This is a genomic window from Streptomyces sp. NPDC042201, from assembly GCF_055582185.1.
The window spans coordinates 34,684-52,195 of sequence record NZ_JBVJDS010000004.1 but is presented as its reverse complement, the minus strand read 5'-3'; the positions used below and the strand labels follow the sequence as shown (position 1 = coordinate 52,195).

3 protein-coding genes are annotated in these 17,512 nt (G+C 71.7%); all 3 read left to right on the top strand.

Going from position 1 to position 17,512, the window contains the following annotated elements:
* The first annotated feature begins 779 nt into the window (after nucleotides 1–779).
* The 3 genes from ACZ6MZ_RS11130 to ACZ6MZ_RS11120 all read left to right on the top strand — a co-directional run bounded on the left by ACZ6MZ_RS11130 (nucleotide 780) and on the right by ACZ6MZ_RS11120 (nucleotide 17,444).
* Nucleotides 780–3,182 (top strand): hypothetical protein, encoded by a 2,403-nt coding sequence (locus ACZ6MZ_RS11130; RefSeq protein WP_469351184.1) that lies wholly within the window; start codon nucleotides 780–782, stop codon nucleotides 3,180–3,182.
* Nucleotides 3,183–4,194: 1,012 nt separating this feature from the next.
* Nucleotides 4,195–8,124 carry a non-ribosomal peptide synthetase gene (locus tag ACZ6MZ_RS11125; protein WP_469351772.1) on the top strand — a complete coding sequence of 1,310 codons (3,930 nt, stop codon included), beginning with the start codon at nucleotides 4,195–4,197 and terminating at the stop codon, nucleotides 8,122–8,124.
* Nucleotides 8,121–17,444: an amino acid adenylation domain-containing protein gene (locus tag ACZ6MZ_RS11120; protein ID WP_469351183.1), complete on the top strand. Its 9,324-nt coding sequence runs from the start codon at nucleotides 8,121–8,123 to the stop codon at nucleotides 17,442–17,444. Before ACZ6MZ_RS11125 ends, ACZ6MZ_RS11120 begins: the two co-directional genes overlap by 4 nt.
* Nucleotides 17,445–17,512: the final 68 nt, after the last annotated feature.

Sequence of the window (17,512 nt, the reverse complement as noted above, 5' to 3'; positions counted from 1 at the left end):
AGGCGGTGGCCCCGGAGCGGAGCAGCGAGCCCGACTCGCCACCACCTCCACCGAACGTCAACGGGACAACGTGCCCGCCGCAGTGGAGGCTGTCGGCGGGCACGTCATAGCCAGGGCCGACCAGCCAGACACCCGATGAATCTGTGCCTGTGGGCAGTTCAGGTGGCCGCTGTAAGCGTGCGGTGGCGACCGCATGCTCAACACCCTTGCCGGAACAGAAGCGTTGGTGCGGCACGCTTGCGCAGGCCCTTGACAGGAAGGGGCGGGCAGCCCGACTATTCACCAAACATCGGATGTAAGTGTGCGGTCCAGGCCCTCAGCCCGCCGGAGCACCTCTCAGACGCACGCGAGTCTTCCAGCGGACGCAATACCCGTTCGTCCTTTACCACCCGGGTCCGAGCTCCCGACGCTGGAACGCCCTTGATGAATATTCGCGCTGCCCGGCCCTCCACGCCAACCCTCCGGTCACTCAGAATCACCTCATCTCCGTACATGGGAAGGACCCGCCCGTGTCACCACAAGGTTCGATCACGCGGAGGCTGCTGCGCCGCGTCGGCCCGATCGCAGCGGCCCTCGGTCTGATTCTGACGGCACCCGTAGTTCAATCCGCCACGGCCGCGCCCTCCGTGACGCTCTACGCGTCGCCGTCCGGGGCGGGTTCGACCTGTTCCTCCTCGGCCCCGTGTTCCCTGTCCGGTGCCCAGGAGGCGGTTCGAACCCATCTCGCCGCAGAGGGTTCCGCGGACGTCAGCGTGCTGCTGGCCGACGGTGTGTATCGCTTGTCGAAGACCTGGTCCCTCGGCCCGGCGGACTCGGGCACGCCGGGCCACCCAGTGGTGTGGAGGTCCGCGCCAGGGGCGCATCCGGTGATCTCGGGGGCCTCACAGGTCACCGGATGGACGCAGCGCGGATCGAGCGGGGTGTGGTCCGCTCCGGTACCCAGCTCCAGCAACAGCCGCCAGCTGTATATCGACGGCCATAAGGCCCCGATAGCGCAGGCGACCCCAGCGAGCCTGGGATTCCGGGGCTCGTGGACCGGAACGTCGACGGGCTACACGATCTCCGGCGACCAGGCGGCGATGGCGTGGTTCGGCTCGCTGACCTCAAGCCAGTTGGCGGGAGTCGAGTTCGACTACCCCGGTGGCAACGGGCCGTGGACCGAGTCCAGGTGCCGCGTGGCAAGCTTCTCCGCGGCTGCCGGAACGCTGAGGATGAGCCAGCCGTGCTGGACCAATGTGACCGCCCGGGCGTCCTTCGCGCAAGCAAGCGGTGGCCTGCCGTCCATGTCGCCCCACACGATGCCCGCGCGGATCGAGAACGCGCAGGCACTGCTCGGTTCCGGGCAGTGGTTCCTGGACGGCGCCAGCGGCACGTTGTACTACAAGCCTTCCGCAGGCCAGCAGATGTCCGCCCTCGACGTGGAACTGCCGCGCCTCGAGACCCTGGTCCAGGGCGCCGGCACTCTCGCCGCGCCCATCCACGACATCAGCTTCAGCGGTCTTCAGTTCTCGTTCGCGACCTGGAACGCTCCCTCCACCAGCTCCGGGTTCGCCGACGTGCAGAGCAATCTGCGGATGACCGGCGCGAACAACCAGGGCATGTGCACGTTCTCCAATCCCGCAGGAAGCTGCCCCTGGGGATCGCTGACCCAGCCCCTGGCGAACGTCTCGTTCACCGCTTCCAAGAACATCACGCTCACCGGCAACCGGTTCACCGAACTCGGCGGGGCCGGACTGGGCGTGATGTACGGAGCGACCAACACCCTCATTCAGGGCAACGAGTTCACCGACATCGCCTCCACCGCGATCCTCCTCGGTTGCACCTACGACCCGCTGCCGACCGACCCGTCCGACGCTGCGGTGATCAAGCAGAACTGCACCCCCAATGGAGCAAATGAAACCGCTGCGATCGGCACCAACGAAATCCTGACCGGTACCACCGTGGCGGACAACGTCATCCATCACATCGGTACCGACTACTCCTCGGCCAGCGGCATCACCCTGCTGTTCTCGCAGCACACGACCATTACCCGGAACAACCTGTACGACCTGCCCTACACCGGCATCACAGCCGGAGTCATCCAGGGTCACGTCAATCAGGCGAGCACCCCGCAGAACACCACGAACATCAACAGCTCGAACACCATCAGCAACAACATCCTCCATGACTACCTGTCCGTCCGCAGCGACGGCGGCGCCGTCTACGTCGAGGGACACCAGGCGCAGTACGTGTACCAGGCGGACGGGACGACGATCGACCCGGTGCAGACTCTGGCCAAGGGCCTTCAGGTCACCGGCAACATCGCCTACAACGGCCCCTCGACCAACTTCACCTACTACAACGACGCCGGCTCGGAATGGATCAACTGGCAGGGAAACGTCGCCTTCCGCGCCGGTGACAAAGCGCACGGCGGCTGTAGCCCGACGGGCCACTTCTGGATCACCGGCAATTACTTCTCCGCCGGCATCCAGTCATACCCGTGCGCCCAGCCGGTCGACACTCACGCGAGTGGGAACACGACCATCCCGGCAACCCCCAAGCCGACCGACCTTCCCAACGCCCTGCTGCGCGCCGCGGGCACGGGCTCCGGGTCCTTCACGCCGGTCCTCTCCGTCCCCGCGAGAATCTTCTACGTGTCGCCCACGGCCAACGCGACGGAGGTCCTCGTTGCCGGCGAGGGCTTCGGCCCGGCAACGCCGGTATACATCGGCACCACCCCGGTCGCCAATGTGACCCACCTGTCCAGCGGATTCATGATCGTCCCGGTTCCGGCCGGCACCACAGCCGGGCAGATCTCCGTCACTCCGCAGGTCCCTGGATCCATCCGGCTCAACGACGACGACAGCAGCATCACCTACAGCGGATTCGCGTACGCGGGCGGCCGCTCCTACGGCGACCATCAGAACGACGTCCACTACGCGACGTCGAACGGGTCGACCGCGTCGCTCACCTTCACCGGCACCAGAGTCACGGTGTACGGCGAGCAGAACACCGACCAGGGAAACATCGGCATCAGCATCGACGGCGGACCGCAGCAGGTCGTCAGCACACTGCCGAGCGACGGCGTACGACATGCGAACGTCGCGGTGTACACGTCCGGTCTGCTCTCCTCGGGCAGACACACCATCGTGGTGACCAAGTTGTCCGGTCAGTACAGCACCCTCGACGGATTCACCGTGTGAAGGCGAGCGAACCGGTTTCGACGCAGCACTGACCGGGGGAACCGCTTCTCCCTGCCGCGCGGCGAATTCGAGGGGTCGGCGGACGGCCACCCGGCTTCGCGGCGCGGCCCACTGCTCAGTGCCCAGCAGTCCCTGGCGCTTGCCTTGCTGATGCCTCCCATCGCGTAGGCGTACGCGAGGAGATTCGCAGGCTTGGTCAGCGCGAACTCGGGTCCGTGCTTGGGCGGGCGGCCGTTGGTGCCGACATCCATCACCATCAGGATGTCCGGATCGCCCGCGTGCCAAGCAGTGCGTCGGCGAGTTCAAACAGCGCATCCGCACGAGCAATCAGGCAGTCGTAGAAATCTGCGCGGAAGCGGGACAGCACGGACAGGTCGAGGGGCGGTCAGGTGAAAACCGAGCGACAGACTACCCAGGTACCCGGTCGCCGCGTCAAGGGCTCAAAGTGCTGCCCATCGCCCGCAGTTGGCCCCTCCCAAGGTGCCCATTGACAGGCTGTCGGAGCGTGATCAATTATCGCCGTGCGCCCTGGCAGCCTCACTGACCCCACCGAGCCAGGCGCGATGTCCTCACGTCCGCTGTGTGGCTCACGAGGAAGCTGGTACGCCCTGTGAAACGTCGCTCCGGCGCCCACGACATGCGTTGGCAACGTTGTCGTCGCATGTGCGTCTGTAAACGCCCGTGAGTATGTCCCCTGCCCCCACCAGTACCGGCACCGGCATCGGTACCAGGTGACCGAAGCGGCCTACTGACCACCGAGCCTGGAGACGTCCGGGTCGGCGCCCCCCGCGAGCACCTCCTTTCCCGGCTCCGCACGGGCTCGAAGCATGCGTGAAAACACCCCATTCTCCGTAGAGGGGATGAACAAGCCTTGCCGTCTCACCCCACCCCCCGCACCCCTTCCTCCCACTTCCCCGCTCCACACGAGCGCGATGGTCAGCGCCAACCCGCCCCCGGACATGAGGTGGCGCCCTCGTCCTTCCCGCAGCAGCGCATGTGGTTCCTGTCCCAGATGCCCGGCGCCGGCGAGGCCTACAACGAGGCCATGGCCTTCCGGCTGCGCGGGCCGCTCGACCGGCGCGTCCTCGGGCAGGCGCTCGACACGCTGGTCCGCCGGCACGAGACGCTGCGGACCCGGCTGGCCGAGGCCGGGGGCGAGGTGCTCCAGTACATCGATCCGCCCGGCACCGGCTTCACCCTCGTGGTGGAGGACCTCACGGGCCGTGCCGACGCCGAGGAACGACTGGCCGCCCTGCGGTACGAGGAGCTGACCACCCCCTTCGACCTGCGCCGGGGACCGCTCGGGCGCGGCCGTCTCGTCGTCATCGGCGAGCGCCATCACGTACTGCTGCTGACGATGCATCACTCCGTGTTCGACGGCTGGTCGATGGACGTGCTCCTGCGTGAACTGGGGCTCTCGTACGCGGCTTCGGCGAGCGGCGACACAGATCCGCTGCCTGCACCGGTCCTCCAGTACGCCGACTACGCCCGCGCGCAGCGCGCGCAGGCCGAGGGCGAGGAGTCCGCCGCGCAGGCCGCGTACTGGCAGCGGAACCTCGACGGAGCGCCCGCTCTCCTCCCGCTGCCCACCGACCGGCCACGCCCGCCCGAGCAGGACCACCGGGGCGGCCGCGTCAGTTTCCGTCTCGACCAGGAGCTCACCGCGGCGCTGAAGTCCGTGGCGCGGAAGTCCGGTGGAACGCTGTTCGTCGCCGTACTCACCGGCTGGTCGGTCCTGCTGTCCCGGCTGACCGGACAGAGCGACATCGTGGTGGGCACCCCGACGGCCAACCGCCGCCACGGTGAGGTGAAGGGGCTGATCGGTTTCTTCGTCAACTCCCTCGCGCTGCGCGTCGACCTGTCCGGTACCCCGACGGCGGCGACCGCGTTGAAGCGGGTACGCGGTGTCGTACGCGCCGCACTCGACCACCAGGACCTGCCGTTCGAGCGCGTCGTGGAACTGGTCAACCCTCCGCGCAGCCCCGCGCACACGCCGCTGTTCCAGACCATGTGCGTCTGGGTGCCCTCCCGGCAGGGGATGCTCGTGCTGCCGGAGGTCGACGTGGAGCCGCTCGACATCCCCGACGCGGCCGCCAAGTTCGACCTGGCGCTGTCGCTGACGGAGACCGACGGGTGTGTCGTGGGCCATCTCGACTACGCCCGGGCCCTGTTCGATCACGCGACGGCCGAGCGGTACGCCCGGCACCTGCGGCACCTGCTGACGGGTATGGCCGCGCGGCCCGACACCGACCTCGCGGACCTCCCCCTGATGGACGAGGAGGAGACCCGGCTGCTGGTGGCGGACTGGGACGCAGGCCGACCGGCCGGCCGACCCGGACCGGGCGTACCGGACGTGCCTGCCGACCCGGACGGTCTGGTGCGGCGCTTCGAGACCCAGGTACGGCTGCGGCCCGACGCACCCGCGCTCGTCTGCGGCAGCGTCCGGCACAGTTACGCGGAGCTCGATCAGCGGGCCAACCGCCTCGCGCACGCGCTGATGGCCCGCGGGGCCGGTCCCGGCCAGGTGGTCGGTGTGCACACGGGGCGGACCGCGGAGCTGGTGGTGGGCGTTCTCGGTGTCCTGAAGGCGGGCGCCGCCTGGCTTCCGCTCGATCCGGGACAGCCCGCCGCCCGGCTGGCCTCGATGGTCGAGGACGCGGCACCGACGCTCGTACTCAGCGACCTCAGCGACCTCAGCGACCTCAGCGACCTCGGCGATCTCGGCAACACGGACACACCGCCCGGGCCGTGGCGGTCCCTGCCCGCGGTCGAGGCGGAGGCCACCCGCGACGACGCGCCCGGCGTGCGGGTGCTTCCCTCGCAGCCGGCCTACGTGATCTACACCTCGGGGTCCACCGGCCGTCCCAAGGGCGTCGCGGTGACGCACGCGAGTGTCCTCAACCTCTTCGACACCTGGCTGGCCAGGATGGGGGCCGAGCCGGGGGAGGCGTCGTCGGCGTGGTCCGGCATCGGCTTCGACGCCTCCGTACACGAGCTGCTGATGCCGCTCACCACGGGCGGCGTCCTGCACCTGGTCCCCGACGAGCTGCGGGGTGATCCCGAGGCGCTGATGGCGTGGCTGCGGGAGCACCGGATCGCGCAGGCCTTCCTGCCGCCCGCGTACATCAAGTGGATCGACGAGGATCCGGCGCGGCGCGTGGCCGGACTGGGCCTGCGGCGACTCCTGACCGGTGTGGAGTCCCTGCCCGAGATGGCGCTGTACCGCATGACGCGGAACCTGCCGGGACTGCGCGTCTGTTACGGCTACGGCCCCACCGAGGCCACCCTCTACAGCACCGCCTACTACGACCCCCAGCCGCTGGAGAGGCAGTGCCCGATCGGCCGGCCGCTGCCCGGCACGCGGCTGTATCTGCTGGACGACCGGCTCCGGCCCGTCCCGGCCGGGGTCGCCGGCGAGGTCTACCTCGGCGGCGCGAGCCTCGCCCAGGGCTATCTGCACCGGCCCGACCTGACGGACGAACGCTTCATCGCCGATCCGTTCGTCCCCGGCGAGCGCCTCTACCGCACCGGTGACCTGGCCCGGCGCCTGCCCGACGGCAACGCCGAGTACCTGGGCCGCTCGGACGACCAGGTGAAACTGCGCGGCTTCCGCATCGAACCGGGCGAGGTCGAGGCGGCGGTCCTGGCGCTCGACGGTGTCAGGGAGGCGGCCGTGCTGGCGGACCGCGACGCCGGCGGCCAACTGCGCCTGGTGGCCGGGGTCGGCAGAGGTGACGCACCCCCGCGTCCGCCGCACGAGTGGCGCGCCCTGCTGGCGGCGCGGCTTCCCGACTACATGATCCCCGCCCTCTTCGTGGAGCTCCCCTCCCTGCCGCTCAACCGCAGCGGCAAGCTCGACCGGGCGGCCCTCCTCGAACTGGCGCGCTCCAGCGCGGCCACCCAGGTCAACATGGCCAGTCCGCGCGACCACATAGAGCTGAGCCTCTATCAGATCTGGCAGGACATCTTGCTGACCGAGGACATCGGCATCCGCGACAGCTTCTTCGACCTGGGCGGTACGTCCCTGTCCGCGATCAAGATGGCGCACCGGGTGCGGGAGACGCTGGGCGAGACGATCGCCGTCCGCGACATCATGCTCCACCCGACCGTCGAAGACCTCGGCGGGCTCATCAGGCGGGGCGCGTCCGGGCGGCCGGCGAGCAACCTCATCGAATTCCGAGCCGGTGAGAACGGCCGGCGCGTGGTGTGCGTGCACCCCGCCGGAGGGACCGCCTTCTGCTACCTCTCCCTGGCCAAGGCACTGCCCGACGACATCGGCCTGTACGGCGTCCAGTCACCGGGAGTGAACCCGGGCGAATCGTTCCTGCCCAGCGTCGAGGCCATGGCCGAGGCGTATCTGCGGCTCATCGAGCCCCTGGGCGACGGCCCGCTGGTGCTGACGGGCCTCTCCTACGGCGGTCTCGTCGCCCATGAGATGGGACGCCGGCTGGCCGAGGCGGGCAGAACCGACGTCAGTGTGGTCCTGCTCGACACGCAGGCGACCGACGACCCCGCCGAGCGCGCCGCCGTCACGCCCGTGGACATCGCCGAGTTCCGCGACAAGCTGGTCCGCTTCAACGGCATGTACCCCGGCATCGACGACGAGCAGATCGAGCAGTACTTCCGTATCTACAACCACAACCGCATGACGGCGCGCGAGCACATCCCCGCCCGTTCCGCGGCGCGGCTCGTGCTGCTGCAGGCGGTCGGCGGGGGCGCGGACGAGGCGTTCCTCGACGCCGTGCGGACGTTCTGGCGCACGCGCGCCGACGGCGACAACCACGTGGAACCGATGGACTGCGACCACTGGGAGATGCTGGAGAACGCCGAGGCGCCGCTGGTCGCCGCCGTGATCGAGCGGGAACTGAAGCAGTGCGCTGCGCCGCCCCTCCCACGGCCCGCACCGCAGGACGCCTCCGCCCGGGTCCGGGAGGCGCGATGACTCCGGACTTCGCCGAGGCGCCCCGTACCTCCGGTCCTCCCGCGGCGAAGGGTCTGGCGGCGGCGGTGCTGGCCGGTGTGCGGCGCGCGCCGCACACGCCCGCGATCGTGGACGGCGGGCACGTGGTCGACCGAGCCGGGCTCGACAGGCTGAGCGCGGCCGTCGCCGACTCCCTGCGTCTGCACGGGATACGGCGCGGCCAGGCGGTCGCGGTGTGTCTGCCGCGCTCCTGGCAGCTGGTCTGCGTCATGCTCGGCGTGCTGCGGGCCGGCGCCGTCGTCGTACCCCTGGACGCGCAGAGCCCGCCCGAGCGGCGCGAGCACATTCTGCGGGACGCGGGTGCCACGGTGCTGGTGCACGACGGTGCGCCACAGGAAGCGCTGCCCGCGGCCGTCTCGGGTCTCCTGTGCTCGGCGCTGCTGGCACCCGCCGACGGACCAGACGCTCTCTCGCCGGAGCCGGTCGCCCCGGTCGCCGACGCGCGGCCGGAGCCGTCCGGAGAGCCGTCGGTCTCGTTCCTCTTCTACACCTCCGGAAGCACCGGCCGCCCCAAGGGCGTCGAGGTGCGGGACGCCGGTGTCCTGCGGCTGGCCCGCGACGGTTACCTCGACCTGACCGAAGGCGCCCGCTACGCCTGCCTGTCCAACCCCGCCTTCGACGCGCTGAGCTTCGAGGTGTGGGTGCCCCTGCTGACCGGCGGCTGCTGCGTGATCCTGCCCGACGAGGACGTGCAGACACCGCACGCACTCGACGCGGCACTCCGGCGCGAGGCCGTCGACACCATGTTCCTCACGGTCGCCCTGTTCAACGCGGTGACCGACCAGGTGCCCGGCTGCTTCTCCTCGGTGCGGCAGGTCCTGATAGGCGGCGAGCAGCTCAACGCCCCGCTGATCAGCCGCTGGTACCGGCGCAACGCGGCCACGTCCACGACGCGGCTGTTCAACGTCTACGGGCCGACCGAGTCCACCACGTTCGCGCTGTGTCACCCGGTCCCGCGTGACTTCGACGGCGATGTCGTACCGCTCGGTGACACGCTGCCCGGCACCGGCACGCTCCTCGTCGCGGACGGCACACGCCTCGCGCAGCCCACGGAGGTCGCGGAACTGTACCTGTCCGGGGACGGCCTTGCCGCCGGATACCGCAACCTGCCCGAGGAGACCGCCCGCCGGTTCGTGTCGCTGCCGTGGCATGATGCCGGCCGCAGCCGCTGGTACCGCACCGGCGACCTTGTGCGCCGTGACGAGAAGGGCCTGATCACGTACGTGGGCCGCGCCGACCGGCAGGTCAAGGTGCGCGGCTTCCGTATCGAGCCCGGCGAGGTCGAACGCTGCCTGGTGTCCCACCCGGCGGTCCGGCAGGCGTACGTCTGCACCCGCCGCGACGCCACCGGCGCCAACGAACTCCTGGCCTATCTGGTCCCGCGCGGCGAGCTGTCGTTCGAGCGGTTCGACCGTCATCTGGCCGCCGGTCTGCCCGCCTACATGCGCCCGCACCACCTGCACCTCGTGGACGCGCTCCCGCTCACCGCCAACGGCAAGGTCGACCGGGACGCCCTTCTGCGCCGAGCCGTCGAACCCTGGCGCCCCGCGCGCGGCGCGGACACCCGTACCACGCCCTGGCAGCGCGAGATACTCGACCTCGCCGGTGACGTCCTCGGCGTTACAGACCCGCGCCTCGAAGACCGGTGGATCTCGCTGGGCGGTGACTCCCTCAAAGCGCTGAGACTCCGCTTCGAGGTGCGCAGACGCCACGGCTGCGACGTGCCGCAGTCGCTGGTCCTCGGCTCCGATCTCGCCGCGCTGGCCGCCGCCGTCGAGGCGGGCCGCGCCGCGGGCGACCGCGTCCACCCGCCGCTGCCCGCGCCGGTCACCGGTCGCGACCGTGCCCCGGCGACCGCCGAGCAGCAGCGCCTGTGGCTGATCCAGCAGCGCGACCCGCACTCCCGCGCCTACGACGTGCCCCTCGCCTTCCGGGTACGCGGCGACCTCGACGTCCCCACGCTGCGCCGGGCGCTTCGGGGGCTGGTCGTACGCCACCCCGCCCTGCGCACCGCGTTCGAGGCCACGGCCGGTGGACTCGTGCAGCGCGTGGCCGAGCCGTACGACCCGTGGCACCCGGTCGTGGCCGGTGACGGGGAGGACAGCGACGACGGGGAGGCAGCGGCCCGGCAGCTGTCCGGCACGCCCTTCGACCTGGCCGATCCGCGGCTGCTCAGGGCCGGATGGCTGCCGTGGGACGGCGGTGGGACGCTCCTGCTGCACCTGCACCACATCGCCGTCGACGGCTGGTCCCTCAACGTACTGTTCCGTGAACTGTCCGCCGGCTACGCCACCGCCCTGGGCGACGGCCGGCGCCACGGCGCGGACCCGGAAGCCGAGCGGCCCGAAGACGGCAGCGCCGCAGCCACCCCGCTGGACCTGGCGCTCTGGCAGCAGGACTGGCGCACGCACGACGCCTACCGCACCCGGCGCGCGGACCTTCGCGCGTACTACGGCGGCCTTGAGCCCGTCTCCCCGCCCCTGGAGCCACTGCGCACGGCGGAACAGCCGACCGGCCGCGAACGCTCCACCGGCCGCGAACGCCCCACCGGCCGCCTCGTGCGCACCTCGCTCGACCTCGTACGGCGCACGGCTCTGGACCGGCTGAGCGCCGAACTGGGCCTGACCCGCTTCCACCTGCTGCTCAGCGCGTACGCGTGGAGTCTGTACGGCGTCACAGGACAGCTCCGTCCCGTCATCGCCGCCCCGGTCGCCGGCCGGCCGCTGCCCGACTTCGAGACCAGCGTGGGCATGTTCGCCAACACCGTGCTCCTGCCGGTGGCCCTCGACCCCGCCGCGGAGTTGGGCAGCCAGGTGCGGACCCTGTCGGCGGCCGTACAGACGGTCCTCGACCGGCAGGACGTGGGGCTCGCCGACGTACTGGACGACTGGCGCACGCGCAGCGGCGGGACGCCCTTCGACTTCATGTTCGTACTGGAGAACACCGACTTCGGGGCGCTGGCGCTGCAAGGCTGCGACAGCCGCCCGGAGTTCCCGCAGCCGGCCGAGGCCAAGTGCCCGCTGACGCTCTCCGTGGTCGAGCACGAGAACGGCTTCGACTGTCTGTGGGAGTACGCCGACGACTATTTCGACCCCGCGGACATCGAGTCCCTCACCGGCCTGTTCGTCCAGGGGCTCGACCGGCTGGCCGCGGGCGGTACGGGCACACTCGCCGAGATCGTGGCCCCCTACCGGCGCGCTCTCGCCGACCCGGGCCGCGGTGCGCCGGGCACGCCCGCTTTCACCACCGTGGCCGAGGGCTTCGCCCGCCAGGTACGGCGCACCCCGCACGCCCCGGCGGTGACGTACGGCGACCGCACACTGAGCTACAGCGAACTGGACGCCCAGGCGGCGGCGCTGGCCGACGAACTGCGCACCCGGCACCCGCTGCCTACGGCCGACGCACCGGCCCGTGTGGCACTGCACCTGTCACCGTCCATCGAACACGTGGTGGCGCTGCTCGCGCTCGCGCGCCTCAACATCACCGCTGTGCCGCTCGATCCGGCCTATCCGCCCGCGCTGCTACGGCAGATCCTCGGCCGCGTCGAGCCGCTCTGTGTCCTGCTGTCACCCGGCGAGGAGTCCGCCCTCGACGCCGTCGCCGGCGTGGACGTGCCCCGCCATCCGGTCACCCTGCTGCCCGCGCCGCCCGCCCCGCCGGCCTTCCGGCCCCACCAGGGCCTGCGACCGCTGTACATCCTGTTCACCTCCGGCTCCACGGGCACGCCCAAGGGCGTCCAGGTGCCCGACAGCACCCTGTGCAATCTGCTGGCGTGGCAGACCGGGGAGGGCGGTCTCCCAGGGCCCGCCGTCACGCAGCAGTTCTCGATGCTGTCCTTCGACGTGTCCTTCCAGGAGATCTTCACCACCCTGTGCGGCGGCGGCCGGCTGTATCTGATCCGGCCCGGCTGGCGCCAGGACGTGCCCGCCCTCCTGGAGCAGCTGGAGACCGCCGCCGTCGAACGCCTCTTCATGCCGTACGTGGCCCTCAGCCTGCTCGCCGAGCACGGCGTCCTGCTGGGTCGCTATCCGTCGCGGCTGCGCGAAGTCATCACCGCGGGAGAGCAGTTGGTGTGCACCGACGCGATCCGGCGCTGGTTCGCCGGGCTTTCCGGGGCGCGGCTGTTCAATCACTACGGGCCGACCGAGACGCACGTGGTGAGCGGGCTGTGCCTGGACGGCGACCCCGCCCGCTGGCCGGACCGCCCCGCCATCGGCCGCCCCGTCGCGAACGCGCACCTTAAGGTGGTCGACGACGACGGGCAGCCCGTGGCGCCCGGCCGCACGGGCCACCTGCTCATCGGCGGTTCCATGGCCGCGCCCTGCTACGTGGGTGACGCCGGCCTGAACCGGACCCGGTTCGCGCACGACGAGGAATCGGGCACCTTCTACCGCAGCGGTGACCTCGCCCGTTTCGACCGCCAGGGCCTCCTGCACTACTCGGGCCGCGACGACGAGCAGGTCAAGGTCAGCGGTCACCGCGTCGAACTCGGCCAGATCGAGGCCGCCCTGCTGCGGCATCCCCGGATCGTCCAGGCCGTCGTCGTCCTCGACGGCACCCACCTGGTGGCCTGCCTCCAGTGGCGAGACGGGGAGGCCCTGCCGCAGGACATCGGCGCCCATCTCGCGGCCCTGTTGCCGGCCCATATGCGTGTGCACCGCTTCCGCCGCCTGCGCACGCTGCCCCGTACGCCCAGCGGCAAGCTGGACCGCCGGGCGGCACTGGAAGCGAGCACGGAAGAGCGCGTCGCCGTCGGCGCCGAGCGGGCGCCCGGCCCCTCGGCACACGAGGCGCGCCTGTCCGGGCTGTTCACCGCGGCCACGGGCCGGAGCGTCTCCCCGGAACAGCGCTTCTTCGACGCCGGCGCCACCAGCCTCGACCTGATGCGCTTCCACCTGCGCTGCGTGGCCGAACCGGACCTGGACTTCACCATCCCCGACCTGTTCGAGCACGTGACGATCCGGGCACTGAGCCGCTTCCTCGCCGCGCGAAGCGACGAAGCTCCCGCGCCTGCTCCCGCCTTCGACTTCGCCTCCGTCTCGGACGAACCGATCGCCGTCATCGGCATGGCCGTCCGGCTGCCCGGCGCCTCCGACCTGGCCGCCTTCTGGGACATGGTCGAGTCGGGCGCCCGGGGTATCGAACACTTCGACGCCCCGGACGGAAAGGTGGGCGCCCGCAGCCAGATGGACGGTCTGCTGGCATTCGATCCCGGTCACTTCTCCATCAGCCGCCAGGAGGCCCGGCTGATGGACCCCCAGCAACGGCACCTGCTGATGAGCTGCGTCGAGGCACTCGCCCACGCCGGCATCGCCGATCCGGCCGTACGACGTGTCGGTATCGTCGCCGGCTGCGGAGAGAACACGTACTTCCAGTCGATGCTGCGCGAAGGCGACCCGGCGGCCCTGCCCGACTCCTTCCAACTGGCCCTCCACCACGAGAAGGACTTCCTCGCCACCAAGGCCGCCTACCATCTGGGCCTCACCGGCCCGGCGCTCACCGTGCAGGCCGCCTGCGCCAGCTCCCTGGCCGGTGTCCACGTCGCCGCCGGCCTGCTCCGTCAGGGCGACGCCGACGTCATGCTCGCGGGCGGAGTCCTGGTCGACACCCAGCTCAGCGACGGCTACACCTACCGGCCGCAGCACATTTTCTCCCCCGACGGCCACTGCAGGCCCTTCAGCGACGACGCGGGCGGCACCATCGGCGCCAGCGGCGTCGGCGTCGTGGTCCTCAAACGGCTCTCGCGGGCCCGGCGCGACGGCGACACCGTCTACGCGGTCGTCACCGGGTCGGCCCTGAACAACGACGGCGCCGACAAGATGAGTTACAGCGCCCCGTCCCTGGCGGGCCAGCGCGAAGTCATCCGTACCGCGCTGCGGCGCAGCGGCCGCCGCAGCGCCGACCTCGGCTACGTGGAGGCACACGGTACGGCCACCCGGCTGGGCGACCCGGTGGAGGTGGACGCCCTGCGCCAGGCGTTCGACCTGGCCGAGTCCGGGCGCTGCGCGCTGTCGTCCGTCAAGAGTCAGATCGGGCACCTCGGCGCCGCCGCCGGGGTCGTCGGACTCGTACGGGCCGCCCTCGCGGTGCACCACGGCCGGATACCCCCCAACGTCGGCTTCCGCCGCCTCAACCCGCACCTCGGTGACGACCCGACACCGTTCCACGTACCGGCCCTGTCCGCTCCGTGGCCGGCGGGCCGGCCGCGGGTGGCGGCCGTCAGCAGCTTCGGCATCGGCGGCACCAACGCCCATCTGATCCTCGAACAGGGCGCGCCTACCGACCCCGTACCGGAGCCCGTGACCGTGCCTTGCCTCGTCCTGTCCAGCCGCAGCGCGGCGGGACTGCGGGCCGACGCGGCCCGCGTCGCGGCCTACCTGAGCGCCCGGCCGGACCGGTACGAGCAGGTGCTGCGCCACCTCCAGGCGGGCCGTCCCGCCCACCGGTGGCGGGCCGCCGCGGTATGCCCCGACGCCGCGTCGGCCGTCGCGTGGCTGCGTACGGCCACCGGTACGCAAGCGTCTCCCGCCGACGAGGCGCCGCTCGCCGCGGACCGCGCCCCGGAACGGCTGGCCGCCGCGTGGACGGCCGGGCGCCCCGTCCGGTGGCCCGCCGGTCCGGCTCAGGCCCCGTGGGACTTCCCGCCGCCCGCCTTCGACCTGTCCGAGCACGACTTCCCCCGGCTCGCGTCCGGCGCGGAGACCGGCCGCGGCGACGGCGTGCGCCGGCTGCCCGAGGACCGGTGGCTGCACCAGCCGGCCTGGGTGCGGCTGAGGCGAGCCGCCCCCGGGACCGGCAAGGACCGTGCGCGGGTCCTGGTCGTCATGACCGCCACGCCGTCCGAGGCGGCCGACTGGCAGGACCTGGCACGCGCGTACGGGCGAGTGGTCCGGGTCGGCGCAGGCGACGCCTTCGCCCGGTGCGCGGACGACGTCTATACCATCGATCCCGCCGATTCCACCTCGCTCGGCCTGCTGCTGCGCGCCCTGCGGGAGGAGGCGCCGGCCGGTCTCGACTGGCTGCACGCCCTGCCACTGGCGGTGGACGGCGAGGTCGGTGAGGCGGCCCTCGCACGGGCCCGCTGGGCCTGCCTGGACACGCCCGCCGCGCTGGTACGGGCGATTGCCGAGGACGCCGAAGCCGCCGAGGACGCTGGTCCGACTCGCGTCTGGTGGCTGTCGCACAGGGCCCAGCCGGTCGAAGGACCGGTGAAGCGCCCCGAACTGGGGCTCCTCGCGGGGGCCGTGGAGGTGCCGCGTCAGGAGACCGGCCTGTCCACGTGCTGGCTCGACCTGCCGACTCCCCGGCCTGCGCACTGGGCCGCGTCGCTGGCGTCCGTGCTGGCGGACGAGAACGAGGCGGTGCTGCCCCGGCGGCTGGCGCTGCGCTCCGGATACTGGTGGCACGCGACACCGCACCCCGTCGAGACTCCCACCCGTTCCGCGCCGCCCTACCGGGATCCGGCCGGCAGCGAGGAGGCCCGCTGGATCGTCCTGGGCGGCACCGGCGGAATCGGCGGCACCATCGCCGCGCACCTGCTGGAGACGACCGACTGCCGTGTCGTCCTGGTGGCGCGGCGTGCGAACCTGCCGCAGGCGCTGACACGCTGGGCGGACCGCGTCGAGTTCATCGAGGCCGACCTGGCCGAGGAGCCGCCCGAGCGGGTACGGGCCCGCATCGACGCGGACGGCCGGCGCATCGATGGCATCGTCCACGCGGCGGGTGTCGCGTCCGGCGCCCTGCTGGTGCGGCGCGACGCCGACGCCATGCGACGCGGGACGGAGGCCAAGCTGCGCGGGGCCCTGCTGATGGAAGGGCTCATCGCGACGCACCGCCCCGCCTACGCCGTCTACTGCTCGTCGATGTCTGCCTGGTACGGCGGCATCGGCCAGTTCGACTACGCCGCCGCCAACGGGCTCCTGGACGGTTTCGCCCAGCACCGGCCCGGACCGGCCGACAACACCGTCCGTATCGCCCTCGACTGGGACATCTGGCGCGACACGGGCATGGCCACGAACGCCCTGCACCACGACGCCCGGCACCAGGCCCACCTGGCGGTCGGTCTCACCGCGGACGAGGGCCGGCGGGTGTTCGCGGACGCACTGCGGCTCCAACTGCCGCACCTGATGGTCTCCACCACGGCCCTCGACCGGGCACAGTCGTTCTACGAGCCCGCCGAGCCCACCCCGGTCCCGGCAACGGCAGCGGCGGTGGCAACGGCAACCGCAACGGCGGCGGTGGCGGCAACGGTGGCGAGCACGGGTTCGGGCGCTCTCCCGACCGCCGCCGAGCTGGCCGGTCTGCTGTGCCGGACCCTGGGGACGGACTCCCTCGACCCGTCGGCCTCGTTGTACGACTTGGGCGCCGATTCCCTCACGTTCCTCGAACTGATCACGGACGTCCACGACCGGTACGGGATCGAGCTGGAACTGTCCCGGCTCAGCCACCGCGTCAGCCTCGACGAGATACTCGAACACCTCGGCGCCGCGGCCCGCGCCGAGACTCCCGGCGCCGATCCGGTGCGGCTGGAGATCTGGCAGGCGGGCACGGGCCGCGACGTGCTGTGCCTGGTGCACCCCGTGGGCGGTGACATCCAGGCGTACCGGTCCCTGGTCACGGCCCTCGATCCCCGGCTGACCGTGTGCCTGATCGCGGACCCGGCGCTGCGCGACCCCGGTCTGCCGCCGTGGACCCTCACCGAACGAGCCGCGCGCTACTACACGGCCGTAGAGGCCCGCTTCCCGCACACCGAGTGGCGCCGGCGGCTGGCCGGCTGGTCGTTCGGTGCCTGGGTGGCGCTGTCCATGGCGGCCGCGGCCGAGACGGACGCACAGCCCGTGGACCACGTCTACCTGCTCGATCCACCGCCGCCCGGCGCCGGGCCGGTCCTCGGCGGCTACGACGAGCAGCAGATCCGTACGGTGTTCGCCCACGAGCTGGCCCGCCAGGTCACCGACCGCCCGCTGGGCGAGGAGGCGCAGCAGTACGCGGACCGGCTCACCCGGTGCTGCCGCGCCAATCTGCGCAGCATGGCGGACCACCGGCTGCCGCGGCTGAGCCGTACGCCGAGCACGCTGTGGCTGGCCGGGCTGCCGACGCCGGGGCTGCCGGTGCCGGGGTCGCCGGACGCCCAGGCCGCGGCCTGGGAGGCGCTGCTGCCCCGGCCGTCGAGCCTGCGTCACCTGGAGACCAGCCACTACGACATCGTGCGGCCGCCCCAGGTGAAGCACGTGACCGAGGCCGTCAACGCGGACACGCCGCCCCGCTCGGAGGGGCGATGACCGCATCCGGCCCGCCTCACCTCCCGCGCCTCGCCACGCCATGCATCGCCTCGCCTCGCACCAGGAAG

Excerpts from the sequence above, each read along its gene's own strand:
- ACZ6MZ_RS11125 (WP_469351772.1), top strand. The coding sequence starts at position 4,195 with ATGCCCGGCGCCGGCGAGGCCTACAACGAGGCCATGGCCTTCCGGCTG.
- ACZ6MZ_RS11120 (WP_469351183.1), top strand. The coding sequence starts at position 8,121 with ATGACTCCGGACTTCGCCGAGGCGCCCCGTACCTCCGGTCCTCCCGCG.